Source organism: Bifidobacterium sp. LH_424, assembly GCF_056356895.1.
In genome coordinates, this window is record NZ_JBKEVC010000008.1 from 105,742 (window position 1) to 131,337 (window position 25,596).

Annotated in this window: 18 protein-coding genes and 1 pseudogene; 14 read left to right on the forward strand and 5 right to left on the reverse strand. The window is 67.0% G+C overall.

The annotated features are described in order from the left end of the window. Positions 1 to 109: 109 nt before the first annotated feature. From AC1AYP_RS07730 to AC1AYP_RS07750, 5 genes and pseudogenes are all read left to right on the forward strand, one after another. Positions 110 to 1,288 carry an ABC transporter substrate-binding protein gene (locus AC1AYP_RS07730; RefSeq protein ID WP_476547367.1) on the forward strand — a complete coding sequence of 393 codons (1,179 nt, stop codon included), beginning with the start codon at positions 110 to 112 and terminating at the stop codon, positions 1,286 to 1,288. Between the two features lie 244 nt (positions 1,289 to 1,532). Continuing rightward, a complete protein-coding gene (locus AC1AYP_RS07735; RefSeq protein ID WP_476502507.1) occupies positions 1,533 to 2,459 on the forward strand; it encodes a branched-chain amino acid ABC transporter permease in 927 nt (308 codons plus the stop codon). Between the two features lies 1 nt (position 2,460). Then, positions 2,461 to 3,561 (forward strand): branched-chain amino acid ABC transporter permease, encoded by a 1,101-nt coding sequence (locus AC1AYP_RS07740; RefSeq protein ID WP_476547369.1) that lies wholly within the window; start codon positions 2,461 to 2,463, stop codon positions 3,559 to 3,561. A 1-nt stretch (position 3,562) separates the two neighbouring features. Next, a pseudogene (locus AC1AYP_RS07745) lies at positions 3,563 to 4,433 on the forward strand (ABC transporter ATP-binding protein). After that, positions 4,433 to 5,137, forward strand: coding sequence for an ABC transporter ATP-binding protein (locus AC1AYP_RS07750; protein WP_476502504.1), 705 nt, complete (start codon positions 4,433 to 4,435; stop codon positions 5,135 to 5,137). Before AC1AYP_RS07745 ends, AC1AYP_RS07750 begins: the two are co-directional and overlap by 1 nt. Before the next feature lie 203 nt (positions 5,138 to 5,340). Here AC1AYP_RS07750 and AC1AYP_RS07755 read toward each other — a convergent pair whose 3' ends face one another. Continuing rightward, on the reverse strand, positions 5,341 to 5,943 hold the full coding sequence (locus AC1AYP_RS07755) for a sugar O-acetyltransferase (RefSeq protein WP_476502538.1): 603 nt from the start codon (positions 5,941 to 5,943) through the stop codon (positions 5,341 to 5,343). Positions 5,944 to 6,210: 267 nt separating this feature from the next. On the opposite strand from AC1AYP_RS07755, the gene AC1AYP_RS07760 reads away from it, so the two are divergent. The 3 genes from AC1AYP_RS07760 (at position 6,211) to guaB (ending at position 9,724) form a co-directional block, all read left to right on the forward strand. Next, positions 6,211 to 6,858, forward strand: coding sequence for an L-threonylcarbamoyladenylate synthase (locus AC1AYP_RS07760; RefSeq protein WP_476502503.1), 648 nt, complete (start codon positions 6,211 to 6,213; stop codon positions 6,856 to 6,858). Further along, positions 6,855 to 8,045 (forward strand): MraY family glycosyltransferase, encoded by a 1,191-nt coding sequence (locus AC1AYP_RS07765; protein ID WP_476531434.1) that lies wholly within the window; start codon positions 6,855 to 6,857, stop codon positions 8,043 to 8,045. The genes AC1AYP_RS07760 and AC1AYP_RS07765 overlap by 4 nt, the downstream gene beginning before the upstream one ends. A 128-nt stretch (positions 8,046 to 8,173) precedes the next feature. Further along, complete coding sequence (gene guaB / locus AC1AYP_RS07770) at positions 8,174 to 9,724, forward strand: IMP dehydrogenase (protein ID WP_476502501.1); 1,551 nt, start codon at positions 8,174 to 8,176, stop codon at positions 9,722 to 9,724. A 137-nt stretch (positions 9,725 to 9,861) separates the two neighbouring features. Here guaB and AC1AYP_RS07775 read toward each other — a convergent pair whose 3' ends face one another. Beyond that, positions 9,862 to 10,944 carry a LacI family DNA-binding transcriptional regulator gene (locus AC1AYP_RS07775; RefSeq protein WP_476547371.1) on the reverse strand — a complete coding sequence of 361 codons (1,083 nt, stop codon included), beginning with the start codon at positions 10,942 to 10,944 and terminating at the stop codon, positions 9,862 to 9,864. Positions 10,945 to 11,321: 377 nt separating this feature from the next. Here AC1AYP_RS07775 and AC1AYP_RS07780 point away from each other — a divergent pair, with 377 nt between their 5' ends. From AC1AYP_RS07780 to AC1AYP_RS07800, 5 genes are all read left to right on the forward strand, one after another. Beyond that, on the forward strand, positions 11,322 to 13,052 hold the full coding sequence (locus tag AC1AYP_RS07780) for a glycoside hydrolase family 13 protein (protein ID WP_476547373.1): 1,731 nt from the start codon (positions 11,322 to 11,324) through the stop codon (positions 13,050 to 13,052). A gap of 62 nt (positions 13,053 to 13,114) precedes the next feature. Further along, positions 13,115 to 14,380, forward strand: a complete 1,266-nt coding sequence (locus tag AC1AYP_RS07785; protein ID WP_476547375.1) for an MFS transporter — start codon at positions 13,115 to 13,117, stop codon at positions 14,378 to 14,380. 435 nt (positions 14,381 to 14,815) lie between these two features. Continuing rightward, complete coding sequence (orn, locus tag AC1AYP_RS07790; RefSeq protein ID WP_476547410.1) at positions 14,816 to 15,472, forward strand: oligoribonuclease; 657 nt, start codon at positions 14,816 to 14,818, stop codon at positions 15,470 to 15,472. Positions 15,473 to 15,490: 18 nt separating this feature from the next. After that, complete coding sequence (locus tag AC1AYP_RS07795; RefSeq protein ID WP_476547376.1) at positions 15,491 to 16,936, forward strand: DEAD/DEAH box helicase; 1,446 nt, start codon at positions 15,491 to 15,493, stop codon at positions 16,934 to 16,936. Between the two features lie 535 nt (positions 16,937 to 17,471). Next, on the forward strand, positions 17,472 to 19,013 hold the full coding sequence (locus AC1AYP_RS07800; RefSeq protein ID WP_476547378.1) for a polysaccharide deacetylase family protein: 1,542 nt from the start codon (positions 17,472 to 17,474) through the stop codon (positions 19,011 to 19,013). Between the two features lie 19 nt (positions 19,014 to 19,032). Here the strand turns inward: AC1AYP_RS07800 and amrS are convergent, their stop codons facing one another. From amrS to AC1AYP_RS07815, 3 genes are all read right to left on the reverse strand, one after another. Further along, positions 19,033 to 20,163: an AmmeMemoRadiSam system radical SAM enzyme gene (gene amrS / locus AC1AYP_RS07805; protein ID WP_476547380.1), complete on the reverse strand. Its 1,131-nt coding sequence runs from the start codon at positions 20,161 to 20,163 to the stop codon at positions 19,033 to 19,035. Beyond that, positions 20,150 to 22,030 carry an AmmeMemoRadiSam system protein B gene (gene amrB, locus AC1AYP_RS07810; RefSeq protein WP_476547382.1) on the reverse strand — a complete coding sequence of 627 codons (1,881 nt, stop codon included), beginning with the start codon at positions 22,028 to 22,030 and terminating at the stop codon, positions 20,150 to 20,152. Before amrB ends, amrS begins: the two co-directional genes overlap by 14 nt. Before the next feature lie 565 nt (positions 22,031 to 22,595). Beyond that, complete coding sequence (locus tag AC1AYP_RS07815) at positions 22,596 to 25,148, reverse strand: DUF3824 domain-containing protein (protein ID WP_476547384.1); 2,553 nt, start codon at positions 25,146 to 25,148, stop codon at positions 22,596 to 22,598. A gap of 53 nt (positions 25,149 to 25,201) precedes the next feature. Between AC1AYP_RS07815 and AC1AYP_RS07820 the strand changes: the two genes are divergently transcribed. Beyond that, positions 25,202 to 25,555, forward strand: a complete 354-nt coding sequence (locus AC1AYP_RS07820) for a hypothetical protein (protein ID WP_476547386.1) — start codon at positions 25,202 to 25,204, stop codon at positions 25,553 to 25,555. Positions 25,556 to 25,596: the final 41 nt, after the last annotated feature.

Here is a 25,596-nt window from a genome sequence, read left to right on the forward strand (position 1 = left end):
GCGCGCACATCATGCGCGTCATCGCACGGGCCGGCGATCCCGGAAGGACCGGGTGGAGGCTTGTGGCCGCGATGCGTAATTCACGAAGAAGAAAGAAGGCAGAACAGTCATGTTCTCCAAGAAGATGATCGCGGCCGGCGCGGCCGCCGTCATGGCCATGTCCCTCGCCGGATGCTCCGGCGGCAGCATGGACGACTCCTCCAGCTCCAGCTCCGCGGCTTCGGGCGACACCATCACCATCGGTTCCGTGACCACCAACTCCGGCACCGCCGCCGCGTACGGCGAGGCCGAGCTCAAGGGCTTCGAGCTGGCCGTCTCCGAGATCAACGCCAAGGGCGGCATCAACGGCAAGAAGGTCAAGCTGGAATCCCTCGACGACAAGGGCGACGCCACCGAGGCGTCCAACGCCTACAACAAGCTCGCCGCCGACGGCAACGTGCTCGCCGTGGCCGGCCCGACCATCTCCTCCACCACCGCCGCCGTCGCGCCGCTGGCCGACCAGACCAAGCTGGTCACCATCGCCCCGGCCGCCACCGCCGACTCCATCGAGACCGGCAACTACCTGTTCCGCACCTGCTTCAAGGACTCCTACCAGGGTGAGGTGGCCGCCCGCTTCGCCGCCGAGAACCTGAAGGTCAAGAAGGTCGCCGTGCTCTACGGCACCGGCGATCCGTACTCCTCCGGCGTGGGCGAGGCCTTCGCCAAGGCCGCCGAGAAGCTCGGCCTGCAGGTGGTCGACAAGGAGAGCTCCTCCTCCGCCGACGACACCGAGTACTCCGCCCAGCTGCAGAAGATCCAGGCCTCCGGCGCCGAGCTCCTGTACGCCCCGTACTACTACTCCGTGGCCGGCCCGTACATCATCCCGCAGGCCCGCTCCGTCGGCTTCGAGGGCTACGTGATGGGCCCCGACGGCTACGACGGCCTCAAGCTCACCGGCGACAAGTCCCAGTACAACAAGACCTTCTACACCACCCACTACTCGGCCGACGACACCTCCAACACCAAGGTGCAGGACTTCATCAAGTCCTACAAGTCGAAGAACAACGCCGATCCGAACACCTTCGCCGCCCTCGGCTACGACACGATCTACATGATCAAGCAGGCCATCGAGAAGGCCGGCAAGAGCGCCACCCGCGAGGACGTGCGCAACGCCGTCGCCGGCATGAGCTTCGAAGGCGTCACCGGCAAGTTCACGATGGACAAGTCCGGCTCGCCGACCAAGTCCGTGATCGTGCTCGAGCTCAAGGACGGCAAGCCCGTCTACAACACCACCGTCCAGCCCAAGTGAGCCACGCTCCAGTGAGTTCCGCCCACCAGGGTCGCGGCGTGTGACGCGACGCAAACGAGGAGAGCGGCCGGTTTCGCCGGCCCTCTCCGTTTTTGCGTTTTTCCGATCGATTTCTTTTTCGATTTTCCGTTACCTGTTTCCGTTTTTCGATTTTCGATTTTCGATTCATCCATCCATAACCATCCGTTCATGACGTCCCCGATTCGTGGGGACGTCCACGACTACCAGAAAGAAAGGGGGAGCGATGACCGATCAGATCATCATGTTCATCAGCCAGCTGTTCAGCGGTCTCAAGATCGGCAGCGTCTACGCGCTCGTGGCGCTCGGCTACACCATGGTCTACGGCATCATCCGACTGATCAACTTCGCCCACGGCGATTTCATCATGGTCGGCGCCTACGTGCTGATGCTCACCATTCCCGCCATCGTCGCCATGGGCCTGCCCGCCTGGGTGGCGATCGTCCCGGCCGTCCTCGTGTGCGTGGCCGTCGGCATCATCGTCGAGAAGGCCGCCTACAAGCCGGTGCGTGAGAAGGGCAATTCGATGACCGCCCTCATCACCGCCATCGCCATGTCGCTGCTGCTGGAGAACGGCGCCCAGGCCATCTTCGGCGCCGACTTCCAGACCGTCCCGACGATCTTCCACCTGCCGTCCATCGCGTTCGGCAAGCTCAAGCTGCCCGGCGACACGCTCCTGACGATCGTGCTCGGCCTGGTCATCATGGTCGGCCTGCAGCTGTTCGTCAAGTTCACCAAGCAGGGCAAGGCCATGCGCGCCGTCTCCGAGGACAAGGAGGCCGCCGTGCTCATGGGCATCAACGTGAACTCCACGATCGCCCTCACCTTCGCGATCGGCTCCGGCCTCGCCGCCGTCGCCTCGCTCATGTACTGCGCCGCCTACCCGCAGGTCTCCCCGATGATGGGCGCCATGCTCGGCCTCAAGGCGTTCGTCGCCGCCGTGCTCGGCGGCATCGGCTCGATCCCGGGCGCCATGATCGGCGGCATCGCCATCGGCCTCGTCGAGAGCCTCACCAAGGCGTACATCGGCACGATCACCGGCGGCGTCATCACCTCGGCGTTCTCCGACGCCATCGTGTTCGCCATCCTGATCGTCGTGCTGCTGGTCAAGCCGTCCGGCATCATGGGCAAGAACGAGGGAGAGAAGGTCTGATATGAAGAAGTCCATGCTTTCCACGAGGCAGTCGTACCTCGTCTGCTTCCTCGGCATCCTCGCCTCGTTCGGCGTCGTCATGGCGCTGTGCGAGTCCGGCATCGCCAACTCCTACATCAAGGGCATCATGATGACCGCCTGCATCGCCATCATCATGACCACCTCGCTGAACCTCACGATCGGCGTGCTCGGCCAGCTGACGCTCGGCTGCTGCGGCTTCGAGGCGATCGGCGCGTATGTGGCGGCCCTCGCCTCCAAGTACATGGTCGCCAACGGCATGCTCGCCGACCCGACGCTGCGCTTCCTCGTCACCACGCTGCTCGGCGGCATCGTGGCCTGCGTGTTCGGCATCCTCATCGGCATCCCGGCGCTGCGCCTGCATGGCGACTACCTCGCCATCATCACGCTCGGCTTCGGCGAGATCATCCGCGTGGTCATCCAGAACCTCAAGGTGGCCGGCGGCATGGGCCTCGACAAGGGCGCGGCCGGCCAGGCGCTCATCGGCATCGAGCGCACCGCCAACCTGTACATCGTGTTCTGGATCATGATCATCACCGTCGTGGTGCTGTTCATGTTCGGCCGCTCCCGTTACGGCCGCGCCGTCAAGGCCATCCGCGACGACGAGATCGCCGCCGGCGCCTCCGGCCTCAACACCACGTATCTCAAGGTGCTCGTCTTCGCGATCTCCGCGTTCTTCGCCGGCATCGCGGGCGGCATCTTCGCCCAGTACATCGGCTCGCTCAACCCGACGATGGCCGGCTGGCTCAACTCCATCAACTACGTGATCATGGTCGTCTTCGGCGGCATGGGCTCGATTACCGGCTCGATCGTCTCCGCGGTCGGCCTGACGATTCTGCCGGAGCTGCTGCGCGCGTTCGCCGACTACCGCATGCTCGCGTACTCGGTGGTGCTCGTGCTCGTCATGATCTTCCGCCCGCAGGGCATCTTCGGCTCCTGGGAGTTCTCGCTGCCGCGCCTCGTGAACCGCCTGCTGTTCCGCAACCCGAAGGCCGAGGCCGAGGAGAAGGCGGAGGCCGCCGGGAAGGCCGCGACCGGAACCGCCGAGACCGCCGCAACCGCCACGGACACGAAGGAGGCGTGAGATGACCGACGCGAAGAACAACGGACAGCCCATCCTCAAGGCCGAGCATCTCGGCATCACCTTCGGCGGCCTCAAGGCCGTCTCCGACTTCAACATGACGATCCGCAAGGGCGAGCTCATCGGCCTGATCGGCCCGAACGGCGCCGGCAAGACCACCGTGTTCAACCTGCTGACCGGCGTGTACAAGCCCACCGAGGGCGACTTCTGGCTCGACGGGCAGCACATGAACGGCAAGAAGACCTATCAGGTCGTGCGCGCCGGCATCGCCCGCACCTTCCAGAACATCCGCCTGTTCAAGCAGCTCACGGTCGAACAGAACGTGCTCGTAGCCTTCGACGAATCGTTCAGCTACCGTCTGGGCGGCGCCATCTTCCGCACCCCGCGCTTCTGGAAGCAGGAGAACGAGATGCACGCCAAGGCGATGGACTTGCTGAAGATCTTCGACCTCGACGGCCTCGCCTCCACGCAGGCCGCGAACCTGCCGTACGGCCAGCAGCGCAAGCTCGAGATCGCGCGCGCCCTCGCCACCGGCATGAAGCTGCTGCTCCTCGACGAGCCGGCCGCCGGCATGAACCCGACCGAGACCGAGGACCTGCTGCGCTGCATCAACACGATCCGCGACCGCTTCGGCATCGCGATCCTGCTCATCGAGCACGACATGAGCCTCGTGATGAGCGTGTGCCAGCGCATCCAGGTGCTCGACTACGGCCGCACGATCGCCTCCGGCACCCCCGGAGGAGATCGCGAACAACCCGCAGGTCATCTCCGCCTACCTGGGCGCCGACGACTCCGACGACGCCGGAGCCGACTCCACCGACCACGCGACGCCCGAACCGAGCATCGCCAAGACCATGCAGGAAGGGGCACGCTGATGCTGGAAATCAAGGATCTGTGCGTCTCCTACGGCGCGATCGAGGCGGTCAAGGGCATCAGCCTGACCGTGAACGACGGCGAGATCGTCTCGCTGATCGGCGCGAACGGCGCCGGCAAGACGACGACGCTGCACACGATCACCGGCCTCGTCCCGGCGAAGTCCGGTTCGATCGTCTACGACGGCCACGACCTGCTCAAGACGCATGCGAACAAGATCGTCACCCTCGGCATGGCGCACGTGCCGGAAGGCCGCCACGTGTTCACCCGCATGACCGTGCAGGAGAACCTGGAGATGGGCGCGTTCAGCCTCAAGGACCAGTCCGGCATGGCCAAGGACCTCGAGATGGTGTTCGACTACTTCCCGCGCCTGAAGGAGCGTCGCCGCCAGCTGGCCGGCACGCTCTCCGGCGGCGAGCAGCAGATGGTCGCCATGGGCCGCGCCCTGATGAGCCATCCGAAGACCATCCTCATGGACGAACCGTCGATGGGTCTGTCGCCGCTGCTCGTCAAGGAGATCTTCAACATCATCGTGGCGCTGCGCGAGAAGGGCATCACCGTGCTGCTCGTCGAGCAGAACGCGAAGATGGCCCTGTCCATCGCCGACCGCGCCTACGTGCTCGAGACGGGCCGCATCACGATGGAGGGCAAGGCCTCCGACCTCCTCCACGACGAAAAGGTCCGCAAGGCCTACCTCGGCGCGTGAGCGCCGTTTCCCGCCTCCCTCTGACGAGGGAGGCGTCATCGCGAAGCGATGACAGAGGGAGAGAAGAAGAGCGGCCGCAGGCCGCGGGAAAATCGAATCGGCCCTCGGCCGATGCCTTGTCTCCCGCGACCTGCGGCCGCTCCTGTCTCTCCCCCACCCGGCTTCGCCGGGAGCCCCCTCGTCAGAGGGGGCCGAATCCGACGTCACGCCCGGCAGTAGTCCTGGTACACGCTGGCGTCCTTGTCGGTGATCGTCTTGATCACGCGGGCCGGGTTGCCGACGGCGACCGAGTTCGCGGGGATGTCCTTGGTGACGACCGCACCGGCGCCGATCACGCAGCCGTCGCCGATCGTCACGCCGCCGAGCACGGTCACGTTGCCGCCGAACCAGCAGTTCGAGCCGATCCGAATCGGCTCGCCGTATTCGTAGTCGTAGCTGGAGCCGTCCTCGCGCGTGCGCACGTTGCGGTCCTGCCAGCGAAGCGGGTGCATCGGCGGCAGCAGGGAGACGTTCGGGCCGAACAGCACGTCGTCGCCGATCGTGACCGGCGCGCAGTCGAGCACGGTGAAGTTGAAGTTCGCGAACACGCGGTCGCCGATTCGCGTGTGGCAACCGTAGTCGAAGAAGACGGGGCCCATCACGTCGAGGTTCGCGCCGTGGCCGGGCAGCAGTTCGTCGAGGATCGCGGCGCGCGTCGCGTCGTCGTGGCGGGAGGTCGCGTTGAAGCGGGTGCACAGGTCGCCGGCCTTGCGGCGCAGTTCGTCGAGTTCCGGGTCGGAGGCGTCGTACAGTCTGCCGTCGAGCATCTCCTCGCGTTCGGAGCGGCGCGGCGTCGGCAGTTCGACGGGCGGGACCGCGAAGACGGGGGAGTCGGATGCGGCGGAAGATGCGGCGGAATCGTTGGAAACGTTGTCATCGGTGGTGACGTCGGTCATGATGCTCCTTTGCGTTACGGATGTCGCGTGGTTGCGATTCAGCTTAGATGTACGACCGTACATAACGGGTCATATGTGGCGGTCGAGGTGCGATGGTGCAATGATGGATTGTGTCAGACAGGTTTCAGGAGGCGTTCGATGAGTGAGATTCGTGCGATCGACGACGATGCGCTGCGCGAGGCGGCGGCCATCGTGAAGGACGGCGGACTGGTGGTCATCCCCACGGACACGGTGTACGGGATCGCCGGCGATCCGCGTTCGACCCGTGCCATCGACCGCATCTACGAGCTCAAGCGCCGCCCGCGCTTCAAGGCCCTGCAGGTGCTGCTCGCCGGCACCGACCAGCTCGACGAGATCGGCCTCGACCTGCCCGCCCCGCTCAACCGTCTGTCCGCTCGTTTCCTGCCCGGCGCGTTCTCGCCGATCGCCGTCGCGCGCGAAGGCTGCACGCTGAAGACCGTCGCCAAGGACGGCACGCAGGGCATCCGCGTGCCGAACTCGGCACTCACGCTGCGCATCCTCAAGGCCACCGGCCCGCTCGCCGCGTCCAGCGCGAACCTGTCCGGCGACGAAAGCGCGCAGAGCGTGCACGAGGCCGTCGAGGCGTTCGGCGACGCCGTCGCCCTGTATCTCGACGGCGGTTCGACGCCCGGCCACGTCTCCAGCACCGTCGTCGCCGCCGATCCGCACGAGCGCGACGGCATCGCCATCCTGCGCGAGGGCGTGATCGGCCAGTCCGAGATCCGCGCCGCGCTGCACGTCAACGGTGGAGGACTCGGCGCATGAGGATCTACCTGTTCATCGCCGCCATCGCCGGCGGCGCCACGTACCTGCTCACCCCGCTGATCCGCCATGTGGCGATCGAGATCGGCGCGGTCGGCGAGGTGCGCGCCCGCGACGTCCACACGATCCCGACGCCGCGCATGGGCGGCCTCGGCATGATGCTCGGCTTCGCCGTCGCCATGCTGTTCGCCAGCCACATCAGCTTCATCCAGGGCCTGTTCCAGGGCAGCCACCTGCCGTGGGTCGTGCTCGCCGGCGCGGTCATGATCTGCCTGCTCGGCATGGCCGACGACCTGTGGGACCTCGACTGGATGCTCAAGCTCGCCGGGCAGCTGCTCATCTCCGTGTTCGTCGCATGGGGCGGTCTGCAGATCATCTCCCTGCCGCTAGGCTCGCTCGTCACCGCCTCGCCGAGCCTGTCGATGGCGATCACCGCGTTCCTCATCGTCGCGTCGATCAACGCGGTCAACTTCGTCGACGGCCTCGACGGCCTCGCCTCCGGCATCGTCGCGATCGGCGGCATCGCGTTCGCGATCTACTCGTACATCCTCGCGCGCACGTCGCCCTCCTACGCCTCGATGGCGACGCTCATCGACGTGGCGCTTGTCGGCATCTGCGTCGGATTCATCCTGCACAACTGGCATCCGGCGAAGCTGTTCATGGGCGATTCCGGTTCGATGCTGCTCGGCTATCTCATCACCTGCGCGTCGATCGTGATGACCGGCCGCATCGACCCGGCCTCCGTGCACACGAGCATGTACCTGCCCGTGTTCATGCCGATCCTGCTGCCGATCCTCGTGCTGTTCCTGCCCGTGCTCGACATGTGTCTGGCGATCGTGCGCAGGCTCGCGAAGGGCCAGTCGCCGATGCACCCCGACCGCATGCACCTGCACCACCGCATGCTGCGCATCGGCCACAGCGTGCGCGGCGCCGTCGCGATCCTGTGGTCGTGGGCCGCGCTCATCTCGTTCGGCTCGCTGATGATCCTGTTCTTCAAGGCGTGGCATGTGGCCGTCGGCATGGCCGTCGTGGGCGCGGTGCTCGCCGTCGCCACGATGTACCCGTACCTGAAACGCCGCCTGCCGGAGATCATGGAGGAGAACGCGCGCGACGCGGTCGCCAGGGCCGAGCACGCCTCCGGGCGCATCGCCATCGGCGACCCGGACGAGGACGGGGAATCCGGCAAGTGAGGCGTCCCCACGCCTCGCCGGGCCTCCGCCCACTCCGCCTACTCCGCCCACTCCGCCCACGGCGTGGCGGAACGCCCGCATAACGCAGGATTGTGTATTACGTCACCCCACGTTCTTATAGTGGACGCATGGCTACAAACCCCGATATGAACGCGCAGTCCGCGTACGCTCCGCTCCCTCCGATCTTCGCCAAGCTCGGCCTCGCCTATGACGATGTCCTGCTGCTGCCGAACGAGACGGACGTCATTCCCTCCGAGGTGGACACCACCACCCATCTGACCCGCAAGATCACGATGAAGGCCCCGGTCCTCTCCGCCGCCATGGACACCGTGACCGAGTCCGAGATGGCCATCGCCATGGCCCGCAACGGCGGCATCGGCGTGCTGCACCGCAACCTCTCCATCGACGACCAGGCCGCCCAGGTCGACGTCGTCAAGCGCTCCGAGTCCGGCATGATCACCGACCCGCTGACCGTGAACCCGGACGTCACCCTCGCCGACCTCGACAAGCTGTGCGGCAAGTTCCACATCTCCGGCCTGCCGGTCGTCGACAAGGACAACAAGCTCGTCGGCATCATCACCAACCGTGACATGCGTTTCATCGCGTCCGAGGACTACGACCACCTCAAGGTCAAGGACGTCATGACCCGCGAGAACCTCATCACCGGCCCGTCCAACATCTCCAAGGAGGACGCGCACGACCTGCTCGCCAAGCACAAGGTCGAGAAGCTGCCGCTCGTCGACGCCGAAGGCCACCTGACCGGCCTGATCACCGTGAAGGACTTCGTCAAGACCGAGCAGTACCCGGACGCCACCAAGGACGAGCAGGGCCGCCTGCGCGTCGCCGCCGGCGTCGGCTTCCTCGGCGACGCCTGGCAGCGCGCCTCCGCCCTGATGGAGGCCGGTGTCGACGTGCTCGTCGTCGACACCGCGAACGGCGAGGCCCGTCTCGCCCTCGACATGATCTCCCGCCTCAAGCATGATTCCGCCTTCGACGGCGTGCAGATCATCGGCGGCAACGTCGGCACCCGTTCCGGCGCGCAGGCGATGATCGACGCCGGCGCCGACGCCGTCAAGGTCGGCATCGGACCGGGCTCCATCTGCACCACGCGCGTGGTCGCCGGCGTCGGCGTCCCGCAGCTCACCGCCGTGTACGAGGCCGCCCAGGCCTGCCGTGCGGCCGGCGTGCCCTGCATCGCCGACGGCGGCATCCACTACTCCGGCGACATCGCCAAGGCCCTCGTGGCCGGCGCGTCCTCCGTGATGCTCGGCGGCACCCTCGCCGGCTGCGAGGAGGCCCCGGGCGAGAAGGTGCTCCTGCACGGCAAGCAGTACAAGCTGTACCGCGGCATGGGCTCCCTCGGCGCGATGGCCCCGCGCGGCAAGAAGTCCTACTCCAAGGACCGCTACTTCCAGGCCGACGTCACCTCCAACGACAAGGTCGTGCCGGAGGGCGTCGAGGGCGAGGTCCCGTACCGCGGACCGCTCAACGCCGTGCTCTACCAGATGCTCGGCGGTCTGCACCAGTCGATGTTCTACATCGGCGCCCACAACATCGGCGAGATGGCCGAGAAGGGCCGCTTCATCCGCATCACCGACGCCGGCCTGCGCGAGTCGCACCCGCACGACATCGTGATGACGGCCGAGGCGCCGAACTACTCCGGCTTCCACGCCAACTGATCGGCGCGTTCAGTCGGGTAGCGTATAACGCATGACGTGGGGTCCCACCGTTTCGGGTGGGACCCCACGTCGCGTTTCGGGGGAGCGGCGTCGTCGCGCCGTCCATGCGTCGTCGCGTCACGCGCGCGGCCACGCGCTCACGCCGTGAGCCGCGCCGTGGTCGCGCGCATGAGCAGCGACGTCGGCGCCACCGTGTGCGCCTCGTCCGGCTCGTCGCCGCGCATGAGCGCGAGCGCCTTGCCGGCGGCGGCGCGTCCGAGCTGCACCGGATTCTGGCGCACGGTGGTCAGGTCGACGACGTCGCCGACGTTGTCGCCGTCGAAGCCGACGAGCGACACCTCCTCGGGGATGCGCCAGCCGAGCCGTCGCAGCTCCTTGAGCAGCAGGACCGCGCACCGGTCGTTCTCGACGCAGATGCCGGTGGGACGGCTCATCGCGCCGACGAGCTGCGCGGCGATGCCGGAGATCGCGGCCGTCTCGCCGCCGACCGACTCCTGCGCCTCCTCGTCGCCGTCGTCGCCGAGACGGGAGAGCGAGGGGATCGTGAGGATGTGCTCCTCGTCGTAGCCCTGCTGTTCGGCGGCGTCGAGGAAGCCGTCCATGCGCACCGCGTCGCTGCACGTGAACGGCGAGGGCTGCACCGGCTGCTCGACGTAGGCGATCGACTCGTGGCCGAGCGAGCGCAGCAGACGCACGACGGCGTGCATGGCCGCGTCGTCGTCGATGCGGATGGACGCGTCGAAGCCTTCGGTGGAGGGCACGTTGATGCCGACCATCGGGATGGTGAGCGTGTCGAGGAACTCGCGCTGGCGCTCGTCGAGGATGAACGAGGTGATGATGACCGCGTCGAAGTTCTGCGTGCCGGGCAGCGTGTGGAAGAAGCGGTTGAGGTCGGCCTCCTCCCACATCACGTAGGGGACCACGTCGTAGCCTTCGGTCGACAGCACCTCGTACACGCCTTCGAAGGTGTTCGAGTTGAACCAGCTGTTGATCTCGTTGGGCAGCAGCACGGCCACGCGCATCGACTTGCCGCTCGCCAGCGACGAGGCGGTCTTCGAGAAGGTGAAGCGAAGCTTCTCGGCGGCGGCCTCGACGCGGGCGCGCGTGTCCGGATTGACCTTGTCGAGGCCTCTGAGCGCGCGCGATACGGTGGATACGGAGACGCCCGCCTCCTTCGCCACGTCCGCGATCGTCGTCCTCGCCGTCTGTTGGCCGGGCATAGCCGTCCCTCCTTGTCGTGTGATCGTCCGTACCGTCGGGCGTCGTCGGCCATCCCGCGGTCCCACCGCATACCGTTGTTGATGTTCGACTGCGAATCCATCGACGGTGCGCCGGTACCGCGGCCACGCCGTCGTCCACCTTCGGATTGACGCCGTTACTACGATACTCCACGCGTTTCAAGCGCTTTTACCGGAATTATATAAAAGCGCTTGCAGTATTGCAAATCAGCCATTTCCCGTCAATGTCGAACCCGTTCGACACGCCGATTGCAGCCCGTTTTGCATTTCGTTGTGCAAGCGTTATCATGCAATAGTCACGAAAACGAAGAACATGTTGAAACGCTTGCATGCAAGCGTTTGTATTCAAGGAGGAACACATGGTCGAAGCCACCGATCCCGCCCTGTGGTGGAAGCAGGCGGTCGTGTATCAGGTCTATCCGCGCTCCTTCAAGGACACCAAGGGCGAGGGCCTCGGTCAGATCGCCGGCGTGACCGAGAAGATCGATTATCTCGCCGACCTCGGCGTCGACGCCATCTGGCTCAGCCCGTTCTACCCCTCCCAGCTCGCCGACGGCGGCTATGACGTGGACGACTACCGCAACGTCGACCCGAAGCTCGGCACCATGGACGACTTCGACGCGCTCGCCAAGGCCGCTCATGAGCGGAACATCAAGGTCGTCGTCGACATCGTCCCCAACCACAGCTCCAACCTGCACCCGTGGTTCCAGGAGGCGCTCGCCGCGGCTCCCGGCTCCCCGGAGCGCGACCGCTACATCTTCCGCGACGGCAAGGGCCCGAACGGCGACATCCCTCCCAGCAACTGGGAGAACCACTTCGGCGGCCCGGCCTGGACCCGCGTGCCCGACGGCCAGTGGTACCTGCACATGTTCACCAAGGAGCAGCCCGACTGGAACTGGAACAACCGCGAGGTGCGCGAGGACTTCCTCAAGACCCTGCGCTTCTGGCTCGACCACGGCGCCGACGGCTTCCGCGTGGACGTCGCCCACGGCCTCGCCAAGGACCTCGACCGCGACGACCTCGACAACTACGTCGTGTGGTGCACCTCCGACCAGCCGGACGACGGATCCCACCCGGTCATCGACCGCGACGAGGTCCACGAGATCTACCACGAGTGGCGCAAGGTCTTCAACGAGTACAACCCGCCGGCGTTCGCCGTCGCCGAGGCGTGGGTGCAGCCCAACCGCCAGTACCTGTACGCCAGCCCGGACGACCTCGGCCAGATCTTCAACTTCGAGTTCGCCAAGAAGGACTGGATCCGCGACAACATGCACCAGGCCATCGAGGAGGGCATCGAAAGCGCCGAACGCTCCGGCTCCTCCGCCACGTGGGTGATGAGCAACCACGACGTGGTGCGCCACGCCACCCGCTACGGCCTGCCGCAGGTGCCGACCAGCGAATACCACCAGCTCGCCAAGGACTGGGTGCTGCGCGACGGCACCACCTACCCGCTCGACAAGGCGCTTGGCACCAAGCGCGCCCGCGCCGCGATTCTCATGGAGATGGCGCTGCCCGGTTCCGCCTACGTCTACCAGGGCGAGGAGCTCGGCCTGTTCGAAGTGGCCGACATCCCGTGGGACCGCGTCGAGGACCCGTCCGGCCACCGCACCTCGCAGGCCGCGTCCACCAAGGGCCGCGACGGCTGCCGCGTGCCGCTGCCGTGGACGGCCGACCCGGCGAACTCCTACGGCTTCACCCCGGCCACCAAGGCCGACGGCACCCCGGCCGAGGAAGCCCACCTGCCCCAGCCGGCGTGGTACAAGGACTTCGCCGCCGACGCCGAGGCCGCCGATCCGGACTCGATGCTCAACCTGTACCGCCGCACGCTGGCCCTGCGCCACAAGCTGCAGACCAACGACCTGAGCCTCGAATGGCTGCCCGAGGACCGCTCCACGGGCAAGCCGGACGGCGCGAACGGCTTCACCGGCGGCACGATCGCCTACAAGCGAGCCAACGGCTGGGCGTCGATCACCAACTTCGGCGCCGACCCGGTCGACCTGCCCGCCGGTGAGGTGCTCCTCACCTCCGGCCCGCTGACCGACGACGGCAAGCTCCCCCAGGACACCTCCGCCTGGATCCAGCTCGCCTGACCCCTCTCTTGGCCCCCTCACAGACTTACCCAAAACTCAACGCAGAGAAAAAGGAAAGAACAATGACAACAGCAAGCGCGGCTCCGATCCGCAACACTCCGGCAGAGAAGTGGCGTTACGTCGCCGGCTTCATGGCCTTCGCCGTCCTCTCCGGCGTCGCCTTCTTCGGCACGATGTCCGTGCTGGTCCCGCAGCGACTGCGTGCGGACCTCGGCATGGGCGCCGTCGAGTCGACCGCCGCCCTCGGCGCGATCAACTCCGCCGGCTCCATCGCCTCGATCTTCATCGCCCTGTTCATCGGCGCGCTGTCCGACCGTACCCGCAGCAAGTGGGGCAAGCGCACCCCGTGGATCTTCACCGGCGCGTTCATCTACGGCGTCTGCTTCTGGTCGCTGAGCCGCCCGTCCACCGCCGTCCTCATCGGCATCTTCTACGTGCTCGCCCTCGTCGGCCTCAACATGGTGCAGGCCCCGATCTACGCCCTCATCTCCGACCGCGTCGAGGAATCCAACCGTGCGACCGTCTCCGCGGCCATCGGCGGCGGCGGCGTGATCGGCCAGGGCATCGGCACGCTCATCGGCTCCCGCTTCATGGAGAACGTCGAGGTCGGCTTCATCTGCACCGGCCTGTGCGCCCTCGCCGCCGGCCTGCTCGCCGTGTTCCTCACCCCGAAGGAACCGTCCAGCAAGGACGCCCCGAAGGACACCTCCAAGTCCATGGGCAAGGTCATCCTCGAATCCCTTACCCCGCCGCTCAAGAACTGCGGCGACTTCTACCGCGCGTTCATCTGCCGCACCTGCCTCATCGTCGCCTACCAGATGATCTTCAGCTACCAGCTGTACATCCTGACCGACCACATCCACGACACCGACAAGCAGGCCGCCAACGCCATGGTGGTCATCTCCACGCTCACCATGGTCGCCTCCCTCATCGCCTCCCTGATCTCCGGCCCGATCGCCGATGCTCTCCACCGCCGCAAGGCCCCGATTGCCGTCGCCTGCGCCGTGTTCGCCATCGGTCTGGCCATGCCATGGATCTTCCCGACCGAGATGGGCATGTTCCTCTTCGGCGGCATCGCCTCCTTCGGCTACGGCATGTACCTGTCCGTCGACCAGGCGCTGAACGTGGACGTCCTGCCGAACAAGGAGACCGCGGGCAAGGACCTCGGCTTCATGAACATCGCCACCTGCGCCGGCCAGGCCATCGGCGTGGCGATCACCTCCAGCATCGTCGCCGCCACCGGCTCCTACAACTTCGTGTTCCCGACCGCCATCGCCATGGCCGCGATCGCCGCGATCGCCGTCCTCGGCATCAAGCGCGTCAAGTAACACGCATCGACTTCCGCGGTCCGCTCCGGCGGGCCACGGGAGAGGCCCCATACTTCTCCTACGGCCCGTCAGGAACGGGCCGCGGGAGAGACCACACTTCCCTTCATTCCCTTTCCAACAGTGGGCCCCGCCGTTTCCAACCGGCGGGGCCCACGCCTTTTTGCCTGTCGTCCGGGATTTCTTGTGCTGGGAGGCGGTCAGCGCAAGTATTCCCGGAGGTTCGCAACTATTCCCGGAGATTAACCCACTCGTCCGGGAATGATTGTGCTGCCGCCACGTCAGCGCAGCTATTCCCGGATGATGGGGATGATTTCCGGGATTTCTTGTGCCGAGACGGGGGCTATGGGCGATGGGCGACGACGGCCGGCCGTCCGTTGCGCGGTATAGTCTGTACTGTTCTGCTCAGGCATAGGCTAACTAGGAAAGAGGCACATGATGGTGGACGCGCATGACGCGGAGACGTACACGGCGGAGGGTTCCCGCCTCATCTGGATCGATTGCGAGATGACCGGACTCGACATCTTCGGCGGCGACGAGCTCGTCGAAGTGTCCGTCGTCCCCACCGATTTCGACCTCAACGTGCTCGACGAGGGCGTCGACTACGTCATCAAGCCGAGCGACAAGGCCGCGGCGCACATGAACGATTTCGTGCGCCAGATGCACACCCGCTCCGGACTCATCAACGAGTGGGAGCACGGCCTCAGTCTCGAAGAGGCCGAGAAGAAGGTCACCGAATACGTGCTGCGATTCACGCCGGACGGCGTCAAGCCGCTGCTCGCCGGCAACACGATCGGAAGCGACAAGAAGTTCCTCGACCATTACATGCCGAACCTGATGAGCCACCTGCACTACCGCAGCATCGACGTGAGCACGTTCAAGGAGCTCGCCCGCCGCTGGTATCCGGCCGTGTACGAGAACCGTCCGCCGAAGAACGGCGGCCACCGCGCCCTGGCGGACATCATCGAATCGCTTGACGAGCTGCGCTACTACCGCGCCGCCGTCATGGCCGCCGCCCCCGGCCCGGACGCCGCCGAAGCCGCGCGCATCCGCGACGAGATCGTCGCCACCAGTCTCAACGCCCAGTCCGAGTAACCGAGCGGCGCAGGACATATGCGACAGTCGGAGGCGTTGGCGATTCTGAACGCCGGGGCGAACGTGTTCCTGACGGGCGCGCCCGGCGCGGGCAAGACGTACGCGTTGAACGAGTTCATCCGCCAGGCCCGCGCGGACGGCGCGAGCGTCGCCGTGACCGCTTCGACCGGCATCGCCGCCACGCACGTCGACGGGCAGACCATCCACTCGTGGAGCGGCGTGGGCCTCGCCAACGTGCTCGACGCGAAACTGCTCAAAACCATCAAGACGCGGCGCAGGCGCAAGATCCAGGCGACCGACGTGCTCGTCATCGACGAGGTGTCGATGCTGCACGCGTGGCTGTTCGACATGGTCGACCAGGTGTGCCGTGAGATACGTCGCGATCCGCGCCCGTTCGGCGGCCTGCAGGTCGTGCTCTCCGGCGATTTCTTCCAACTGCCGCCCGTCTCCGTGTCCGGCCGCAACCGCGACGTGATCCCGCCGAGCCCCGAGTTTACGGCGTCGCGCGAACGCTACGCGCGCGCCGGACTCAACCCGGAGGGTTTCGCCACCGAATCATTGGTCTGGCCGGAGCTCGACCCGGTCGTCTGCTATCTGACCGAACAGCATCGCCAGGACGACGGCCGCCTGCTCACCGTGCTCACACACATCCGCGAAAGCCGCGTCGACGACGCCGACCGTGACGCGCTCGTCACCAGGCTCGGCGTCGCGCCCGAACCGGGCGTCGTCGCCACGCACCTGTTCCCCGTGAACCGGCAGGCCGACAACCTCAACGACCTGCGGCTCGCGAGCATCATGCTCGACAGCCACGAGTTCCACGCCGAGCAGGCGGGACCGGCGAACCTCGTCGAACGGCTCAAACGCAACATGCTCGCCCCCGAACGGCTCGTGCTCAAGGAGGGCGCGGCCGTCATGGCCCTGCGCAACGACGCCGACCGCCAGTTCGTGAACGGCTCGCTCGGCACCGTGCGCGGCTTCGCGAACGAGAACAAGGGCGGCTGGCCGATTGTCGCATTCGAGAACGGCAACATCGTCACGATGAAACCCGCCACGTGGGAGATGATGGACGGCGACACCGTGCTCGCCTCCGTCTCGCAGGTGCCGTTGCGCTGCGCGTGGGGCATCACGATCCACAAGTCGCAGGGGATGACGCTCGACCGAGCCGTCATGGATCTGAAACACACGTTCGCGCCCGGCATGGGCTACGTGGCGCTCTCCCGCGTCGAATCGCTCGACGGACTGTATCTCGAAGGCGTCAACAACCGCATGTTCACGGTCTCGCCCGACGCGGTCGCCTTGGATGGCGACCTCAGGGAGGCGTCCGCCGCCGCCTCCGACCTGCTCGCCGGGCAGGGTGCCGTCGCGTTCAAGCCGGGCGCCGGCTCCGACGACGGATTCGGGCCGGGCGGCGTGCCCGGGGGAGCCGCCCCCGGCGACGAATTCGCCCAGGCCGCGCTCTTCTGACCGCCTTCGGCTGCCGTGCCCGTAACGGGTTCTTCGCATTTCGGCATGCAGGGGTGGGTTTGGAGGACATGTCTGGAGCCGGGCTTCTCTTTCTCGCTTGACAGGGGTGCATTCTCACTGTTCCGGACTGCCATCTGCGTTACGAGGGGTACTTGATCAAGGTTTATCCGGGGCGCAGGTGCCGCAATGGTCGTAATGCACCTCGATGAGGCACCCTCAGGTACCCCTCATACGCAAGTTGTCTCCGGAGAACGATGGGGAAGCACCCCTGCCAAACGAGAATGCGGCGGAATGGCGACCGCTCGCTTCCGATCTGCCACGGCACCCTCCGGATTGGTCGCGGTTCCCTCCCGGACTGCCGCGGTTCCCTCCGCATCCGTCCGTGTTTTCCCGTGGAAAACCGTGGAACGAGTCATGATGACAGGGGAACGAACCTGTGTCGTCCACGTTCGTTGACGCGGGTGGGGTACCAATCCGCCCGCCTCGCGCATCGTGTGGGACAATGGGATGAGGAATCATCGCGGAGGAGGGTGTCATGGCGGACGACAAGCACATCGACGACGCGGATGACGTACGAATCGACATCGAACACGGCGACGTCACGGACGATGAAGCGGACGACGATGCGGACGATATGTTCCGCGAGCTCGGTGACGACGCCGCGGAACCGTATGACGACGGCACGACTCCGGACGCGACCGACTCGCCGGGCGCAAACGGTACGGGTACGGACGCACCCGTGACGGGCATCGGTGACGGCGGAACCGCGGCGGCGCGGCGTCGGCCGAAGCCGCTCGTCGCCGCGCTCGTCGCCGTGTTCGCGGCGGGCGTGGTGTTCGCCGGCGTGGCCGTCACCCGCTCGATCCTCGACCTCAACGCGCGCAACCACGCGTCCGCGCTCGCCTACTGCCGCCGGGAACGCGCGCAATACACGGAGACGCTCACCGGCTACACGCCCGTCGCACGGCAGGCCGCCGCGCTGCTCAAGGACACGGCGTCGATCACCGGCAGCGAGTCACGCGACCGGCTCCAACAGCAGATGGACAACATGCACGACGCCGACGTGACCGCTCCCGCCAAACAGGATTGCGCGGCGGACGCGCACACCGCCGACATCGCCGCGCTCGGCGACCGGTACGCGGCCGCGGCGAGCGCCATGGCCGACGGGCTCATCTCCATCCGCTACGACGCGGACACGCTCGAACAGATGAAGGACGGATTGAACGCGCAGGATGCGCGCAAACAGTTGACGACGCTCATCGCGCGCGGAAAACTCGCCTACGACCGGTCCGCGGGCAAAGCGGACGAGACGGCGCGCGGCACGCTCAAGAACGCGATCGACACGGCGCAGGCCGTGCTCGACACGACGCCGTCCAACGAAAGCGACGCCGTGAACGAGCAGATCCAGCCGTTGAGCGAGGCGACGGCCAAGGTGATCGCGCTGATGCCGCTCGACTGCCATTTCACCGACTGCGTGGCCCTCACCTTCGACGACGGGCCGAACAAGCAGACCACGCCGAAGGTGCTCGACGCCTTGAAGGCGGCCGGCGTGCCCGCCACGTTCTTCCTGCAGGGGCAGTTCGTCAGCGGGTCGAACGTGAAGCTCGTGGGGCGCATGGCCGCCGAAGGGCACAGCGTCGGATCGATGTCATGGCGGCACACGCAGATGCACGCGATGCCTGCCAGTCAGCTCGCCAAATGGTTCAAGGACACCGATTCGGTGATCTCGTCGGCTTCCGGCAAGCCGGTCACGCTGTTCCGGCCGCCGGACGGCGCGTGGAGTGACACGTTGCGCGACCAAGCCAAGGCGAACGGGCAGGCGATGATCCTGTGGGGCGTGGACTCGGGCGACTGGGGCAAGCTCGACGCTGCCGAGATCGAGAAGCGCACGCTCGACGGCGTCTACTCCGGCTCGATCATCTCCCTGCGCGACGGGAACCCCGAGACCGTGAAGGCTCTGCCGGGGATTATCAAGGGGCTGGAGGCGAAGGGATACCACATCGTCACCGTGGACACGTTGCTCGCCGGCGATATCCAACCGGGCTCCGTCGCCTACGGCCTCAACGACGTGCAGTAAGCGCCGGCGCCCGTCGGGTTCACCAACGGCCGGCGATCGGGGTGCCGCAGTCGGGGCAGCGGGCGGTGACGGTAGTGTCGGTGGTACCGCCCGTATCGCCCAGCCGGTTTCTGATGATGCGGTACCAGTCGCGGACCACGAGCGGGGCGCGGCAATCCGGATTCGGGCAGAACGTGGTGTCGCCCTCACGGTCGTGCACGTTGCCGGTGTACACGTACCGCAATCCCTCATCCATCGCGATGCACCGCGCGCGCGTGAGCGTCGCGTGCGGCGTGGGAGGCACGTCGGTCATCTTCCACGCCGGGTGGAACGCCGAGAAATGCAACGGGACGTCCGGGCCGAGCGTTTCGCGGATCCACGCGCATTCCGCATGCAACTGCGCGTCGTCGTCGTTGAGACCGGGGAGGAGCAGCGTCGTCAACTCCACCCACACGTGACGGCCGTCCGGCGTGCGCGCCTCGTTCACCGCATAGTCGATCGTGTCGAGCACGTCCTTCAGGTGCGTGCCGGTCACCTTCCAATAGAACTCCTCGGTGAAGCCCTTCAGATCGATGTTCGCCGCGTCCATCGCCGCGTAGAAGTCGGGGCGGGCCGGCGCGGCCATATAGCCGGCGGTCACCGCGATCGGGTGGACGCCGCGCTCCCGGCACGCCCACGCCGTGTCGATCGCATACTCGGCGAACACGATCGGATCGTTGTACGTGAACGCCACCGAACCGATGCCGCGGTCGGCCGCGACTGCCGCGATCCTCTCCGGCGACGCCTCCACACCCAGACGGTCGAAGTCACGCGCACGCGAGATATCCCAGTTCTGGCAGAACCGGCACGCCGAATTGCAACCCGCCGTGCCGAAACTCAGGACGCTCGAACCCGGGTGGAAATGGTTGAGCGGCTTCTTCTCCACCGGGTCCACGGCGAACCCGGAACTGCGGCCGTACGTGTCCGAATAGATCGCGCCGCCGTGATTCGAGCGCACGAAGCAGAATCCGCGCTGGCCGGGCTTCAACACGCACCGACGCGGGCACAGCTCGCAACGCGCGCGGTCGGTGCCGTCGGTGAAGCGGGTCTGCCAACGGCCGAGGGCGGGATCGGTTGTGGCGGGGGATGTGGGGGATTCGGAGGTGCCCCGGACTTGGTCAGTGGTCGGCATAGGCGGTCACCTCGTAGCGCTCGCAGACGATCTCGCCGTCGCGCCAGTCGAGCGCGGCGTCGAGGCCGGCCTTGGCGAGCAGATGCGCGACGAAATCATGCGGATTCGGCAGCTGCTCCCACACCTGCGGCAGGAACGTGGCGCGACGTCGCCCATCCCGTTCGGTGAGGACGAGACCGTCCTTGCCGGGACGCAACGCGCGCTCCAACTCGTTGCGCGAGCGCACCGGATGCTCCGACGGGACGGCGACCATGCGCCCGTCGTCGCCGCGCCGCCATTCGGGCGTCACGACGACGATTGGCTCCGGCTTCGACAGCACGGACACCTCCACGTCGAGCAGCGGATACTCCTCCGCGACGACCGGGAAGAAGCGCGGATCATGGATCGCCGCATCCACCGCATGCTCGGCGACGTCGCGGCCGAGCGGCTGATGCGCCTCCAACGCGCCGATGCACCCGCGCAACTCGCCGCCCTCAGTCAACGTGACGAAGCTCGCGCCCGGCTCGTCCAACCACGGGTGCGCGGCGATGATCGACGTCACGGAATCCTCCGAAGCGGTGGCCATGTCCGGTTCTCCATCCAATCCGAGATGCTCGCGGATCGCCGCCCGTGCCAACCGCAACAGCACGTTGCCGCGCGGATCGTCGGTATGGGCGTCGTCGGCATGGACGGTGGCGGAGTCGCCCACGTCGACGATGGCGGCATCATCGGTGTCGGCGTGAGTGTCGCCGCGCGGTTCGTCGTTCTCCCACACGGCGAACGACGCGTAGCCGACCACCGCCTCATCGGGATTCCGCATCGCCGGGCGTTCCTCGCCCGCGATCGCGACCACGCCGTCATCGCCGGATGTGGACCGGCCAAGCAGCCGCAACGTGAACGGCGAAGACGTCTTGGCGGTACCGGCCGGACCGCCTGCCGAAGAGCCGGCCGGACCGCCTGCCGCCGGAGCCAGCCCGCGCGTCAGCACATCCAACAGGCCGTTGACCGGATACGCGCCGCACGCGCGGTCCGGGCGGATCGGTCCGTCAAGCCGCCCGATCGCGTCGATGGTCGCGTCATCCAACGCCCGCGCGTACTCCTGCGGATGGTAATGCGACAAATCGGAGCTGATCACGATCACCGTCTCCGGGCCGCCCCACAGGGCGCGCAGCACGTCGCCCACCTCGCGCGGGCTCGCATCGCCTGCGTTCAGGGGCACGATCTCGATATCCGGGCCGAGCACGGTCTGCAGGAACGGGATCTGCACCTCGACCGCATGCTCGCGCGCATGCGTCGGATCGTTCACGATCAGGGCCGGAGCGGGGGCTCCAGGTGTGGCGCGCATGCCGGAGGTCAGCGGCTCGGCGGATGCATCGTCTGGCGCGAGTCCCAACGCGCGCTTCTCCGACGCGGTATCGATGGGAACCACGCCGAGTGGTGTGGCGAACGCGTCGGCGCTCGGGGCCGCGACGCCGCGCACCGCCACACGATGTGTCGGCCCGACGATCACCGCGCGCGTGATGCGACCACGCCCACGTTCGAGCAGCGCATAGGCGAGCGCCGCCGTCGTACCGGAGTACACGTAGCCGGCGTGCGGTACGATCACCGCCTTCGGCGCGCCATGCGGCAACGGGGTCGCTCCCTGCGGCAACGAGACCGGGGCTGTCGCTCCTGCGTCCGTGCCCGTGACCGGGGATTTTGCCGCGCTCGCCGTCACAGGCGCGCCGGCATCCGCGCCGGCGAGCTTCGCGACGAGTTCGCGCCCGTACTCGAGTTGACGGTCGAGCATCCGCTTCAGCACCACGCGGTCGGCCGGGTAGAACGCGCCCGCCACCGCCGCCGGACGGATACGATTCGCTTGTGCTTTCGACACTTTCGGCTGTGTCATATCGACCACCCCCATCCCATTCTAGGTTCGTCGGGGTGGTTTTTCTCCGGACAGTGAATCCAGGCGCTTCGTGTCGAAACCGCCGCGGGGTATCGCTTCCTCGGCCGCTATGGCCGCAACGGGAGGGGCGAAGAGGAATCAGAAGAATCTTCGGTGCGGGCCGAGAGGGGGCAGGTATCGTGCATGGTTTTGCTGTGTACGTGCATGGTTTGCTACGAACGTGCATGGTGCTGCGACGAATGTGCATGGTTCATAGCCGAACCTGTAGGATTCCGGGATGAACCTGTGCGGCATGGCCCTGAAGATCCGACGAAAGGTCTGATGAGCCGACACCTATTTCGGCGGAATTCCGGGCTTTTCCGTTGCCCATTCCGTGCCGGGAACGGCGGTCTTCAGCACCACACCCTACACGTTGGCGCATGCGAGCTACACATCACCGGCTGAATCATGCACATTGATGCCCGAACCATACACATTCGCCTCTCGACCATGCACATCACCACCTCGATCATGCACATTCGTGTGATGCATTCACGTGACGATTGGCGCTTGGTCCCGCCGGCCCCTACCGCAGCTGGCTGATGCGGACGGCGAGGGTCCGCATCGTCCGCAGGCTCGCCTCGTAGCGGGCGGCCGCCACGATGAGCACCACGCCGCCGATCAGCAGCCACACCCACCAGAACTGGCGGGAGAACACGGCCAGCCACGGCCACAGCACGGTGATCATGTGCACCACCAGCACCGCCGTGCCGTAAATGAGCGGTGCCTGAAGCCCGCGCAGCGCACCCCACAGCAGCATGCCCAGCGCGATGCCGAACAGGATGAGCGCCCTCGGGAACGACAGCGGCGAAGTCCAGCTCACCAGCAGCGACGGCACCGTGAGCAGGGTGAGCGCCGGCCACAGGGCCGTCCAACTGCGCACGCGCGGCCACACCATCAGCCAGCGGATGCCGACGGCCAGCGCCCCCACGCCGACCGCTCCGCAGATGAGGTCGGCCGGCGCATACGGCCGCGGCGCAATCAGCGTGTTGAGGAACAGGAACACGGTCGCCAGCGCGGCGAACGCCGTGACGATCGCCCCGGCCACGTCCACGCCCCGCGCCTTCGTCACGATCACGGGCTGCTGGGGTTGCTGAGGGTGCGGGAGCATCGCCAGCGTGCGCGGTGCGGGCATCTGCGGCTGCGGAGCCGGCATCGGAGGCGTATTCGGCATCGGAGCCGGTACCGGAGCCGGCATCGGAGCCACCGGTGCCGTCGAAGACGGGGATGGTGCCGACTGCGGGGATGGTGCCGGTTGCGGTGATGCCATCGGTTGCGCCGGTGCAGCCGGTCGTCCATATCCGGGATGATTCGCGGAAGCGAAGCCGGATTCGGCCGGATACGGTTCAGCTGGATACGGTCCGGTCGGATACGGTTCAGTCGGATATGAGCCCGCCGGATACGACGCCGCCTGATATGGCCCGACCGGATGCGGCTGTACCGGATAAGGCTGCACCGGATAAGGTCCCGTCGGATGTACGGCCGCCGGATAGTGGTTTGTTGGATAGGGATTCGCCGGATACACGGGGTATCGCAAAGCGGGAACCCCAGCGCCGGGAACCCCCGGAACAGGAGGCGCCGCGACCGGAGGCGCCGTCACCGCGCCGGCCGTCGGTCCTGGGGCCGGAATCCCCGTCACCGCGCCGGCCGCCGGTCCCGCCGTCGGAGGCGCTGCGACCGGCACCCCCGTCATCGCACCAACCGCCGGTCCCGCAACCGCCGGTCCCGCCGTCGGCGCAGGCCCGACCGGCCTCGCCCCGATCATCTCCAGACCGCCTGTCACTATCTCCCTCCGCACCCGTTCGAGCCTGCGCGCCGGCCGGGCCGCACACATCCACGCGCATCCCGTCGCGGCCAGCAGCCCCACGAACGCCGCCATCGCCGTCACGAGCGCCGGAATCCCGTCGCGTCCGAATTCGCCGCACACCATGATGAGCAGCACGATCGCGCCGTTCAACGCGGCCGCCACCCGTTCCGCCAGACTCACGACCGGCCTGCCGCCAGCCTTCTCGGCAGTTGCGCCTTTCCCGGTCGCATCCTTCCCGGCCGCGTCAGTCCCGTTCACATCCTTCCCGGCCGCCGGCAGACCCGCCCCAGCTGCTTCCGCCCCGGCGCTCGTGCCCGCCTCAAGCGTGCCCGCCTCAAGCTCAGACGTATCCTCCTCCCGCGGCCCCGGCATCACGCACGCGGCGATCGCCGCCGCCGAGGCCACGAGGATCGCCGGCAGATACGCCCACATGCGCCGGGTCTCCGACGGCATGGTCAGCGGGAACATGCGCAGGACCAGCGTGGTCGAGACCGCCAGCACCCAGATGATCGCGCTGACCGGCACGAACCGCAGTCCGGTCGGCAGCGGACGCCCGTCGCGCACCGACGTACGGACGTACGTGACGGCGAGCACGCCCAGCCACGCGGCGACCATGACGGGCAGCAGCGCGGCCGACCCCCACAGCAGATGCCCGTAGTCGGTGGCCATCGCGAATTCGATCGACCCGAAGGCGAGGATCACCGTGGCGACGACGAGCGCGGCGATCGCTTCGAAGTCGGGTATGGTCCGTCGCGCGTCGGCGGGCAACGTGACGGCGAGCAGCGTCGCCGTCACGCCCGCGAGCGCGCATTGGACGACGATGCGTTGCGGATCGTCGTCGATGGGCAGCGCGTACGCCATCATCAGCACGGCGAACGGCATCGCGAACACGGCGTACAGCGAGTACGCGCGCAGCGGCGGCATTCCGCCGGGCAGCGGAATGCGCCGCAGTCCGAGCCCCGCCGCCGCGACGACGAACAGCATCGCGCCGCAGATGAACGATGCGGGTTTGCCGGCGATGTGCGGTTCGTTGATCGTGGAGACGAGAATCGCGCCGATGGCGAGCGCGATGAGTCCCGCCCATGCGAGGCCTTCTGCGGTGACGCGCAGCCGCGGCGTGAGCGCGACGGCCACGCCGACGGCGATTGCGCCTACCGCGCTCACGCATGCGGCGCGGCCCACGTCGCCGAGCAGTCCGTAGGCGAACCATGCGAACGCGAACACGGCGATGACGACGAGTGCGACGCCGAGCGCGAGCAGCAGCGTCTGCACGGTGGACCGGTGCGGCGGTTGCGCGGTCGCGCCCGTTCGCGCGGTCGATTGCGGTGATTGCGACGATTGTGGTGATTGTGGTGGCTGCGTCGATGTCGGAGTCGATGATGCCGGTGATTGTGGTGATGCCGGTGATTGCGGTGGTGCCGGTTGTGGTTGCTGCTGCGTCATTGCGTGTCCCCTTCGCATGTCCCCGTCCATTCTCCCACGTGGCTGACGAAATTCCAAGATTCGTCACGGCCCGTTGCCAGCGCCGATGCCGCTTGGTGCCAATGCCGATGCCGGTATCGCTGCTGCCAGTGTTGGTGCCCGTGCTGGTGCCGCTGCCGGTCCGGCCCCCGGAATCGACCGCTCCTATCGTTTCGGCGCAACTTTTCCCGGAGATATGCGGCTTCGTCCGGGAATAGTTGTGCTGAGCCCGTGTCAGTGCAAGGATTCCCGGCCGACG

Bases quoted from the DNA above. Each gene is read 5' to 3' on its own strand.
- AC1AYP_RS07730 (WP_476547367.1), top strand. From the start codon at position 110: ATGTTCTCCAAGAAGATGATCGCGGCCGGCGCGGCCGCCGTCATGGCC.
- AC1AYP_RS07735 (WP_476502507.1), top strand. From the start codon at position 1,533: ATGACCGATCAGATCATCATGTTCATCAGCCAGCTGTTCAGCGGTCTC.
- AC1AYP_RS07740 (WP_476547369.1), top strand. From the start codon at position 2,461: ATGAAGAAGTCCATGCTTTCCACGAGGCAGTCGTACCTCGTCTGCTTC.
- AC1AYP_RS07750 (WP_476502504.1), top strand. From the start codon at position 4,433: ATGCTGGAAATCAAGGATCTGTGCGTCTCCTACGGCGCGATCGAGGCG.
- AC1AYP_RS07755 (WP_476502538.1), bottom strand. From the start codon at position 5,943: ATGCTCGACGGCAGACTGTACGACGCCTCCGACCCGGAACTCGACGAA.
- AC1AYP_RS07760 (WP_476502503.1), top strand. From the start codon at position 6,211: ATGAGTGAGATTCGTGCGATCGACGACGATGCGCTGCGCGAGGCGGCG.
- AC1AYP_RS07765 (WP_476531434.1), top strand. From the start codon at position 6,855: ATGAGGATCTACCTGTTCATCGCCGCCATCGCCGGCGGCGCCACGTAC.
- guaB (WP_476502501.1), top strand. From the start codon at position 8,174: ATGGCTACAAACCCCGATATGAACGCGCAGTCCGCGTACGCTCCGCTC.
- AC1AYP_RS07775 (WP_476547371.1), bottom strand. From the start codon at position 10,944: ATGCCCGGCCAACAGACGGCGAGGACGACGATCGCGGACGTGGCGAAG.
- AC1AYP_RS07780 (WP_476547373.1), top strand. From the start codon at position 11,322: ATGGTCGAAGCCACCGATCCCGCCCTGTGGTGGAAGCAGGCGGTCGTG.
- AC1AYP_RS07785 (WP_476547375.1), top strand. From the start codon at position 13,115: ATGACAACAGCAAGCGCGGCTCCGATCCGCAACACTCCGGCAGAGAAG.
- orn (WP_476547410.1), top strand. From the start codon at position 14,816: ATGGTGGACGCGCATGACGCGGAGACGTACACGGCGGAGGGTTCCCGC.
- AC1AYP_RS07795 (WP_476547376.1), top strand. From the start codon at position 15,491: ATGCGACAGTCGGAGGCGTTGGCGATTCTGAACGCCGGGGCGAACGTG.
- AC1AYP_RS07800 (WP_476547378.1), top strand. From the start codon at position 17,472: ATGGCGGACGACAAGCACATCGACGACGCGGATGACGTACGAATCGAC.
- amrS (WP_476547380.1), bottom strand. From the start codon at position 20,163: ATGCCGACCACTGACCAAGTCCGGGGCACCTCCGAATCCCCCACATCC.
- amrB (WP_476547382.1), bottom strand. From the start codon at position 22,030: ATGACACAGCCGAAAGTGTCGAAAGCACAAGCGAATCGTATCCGTCCG.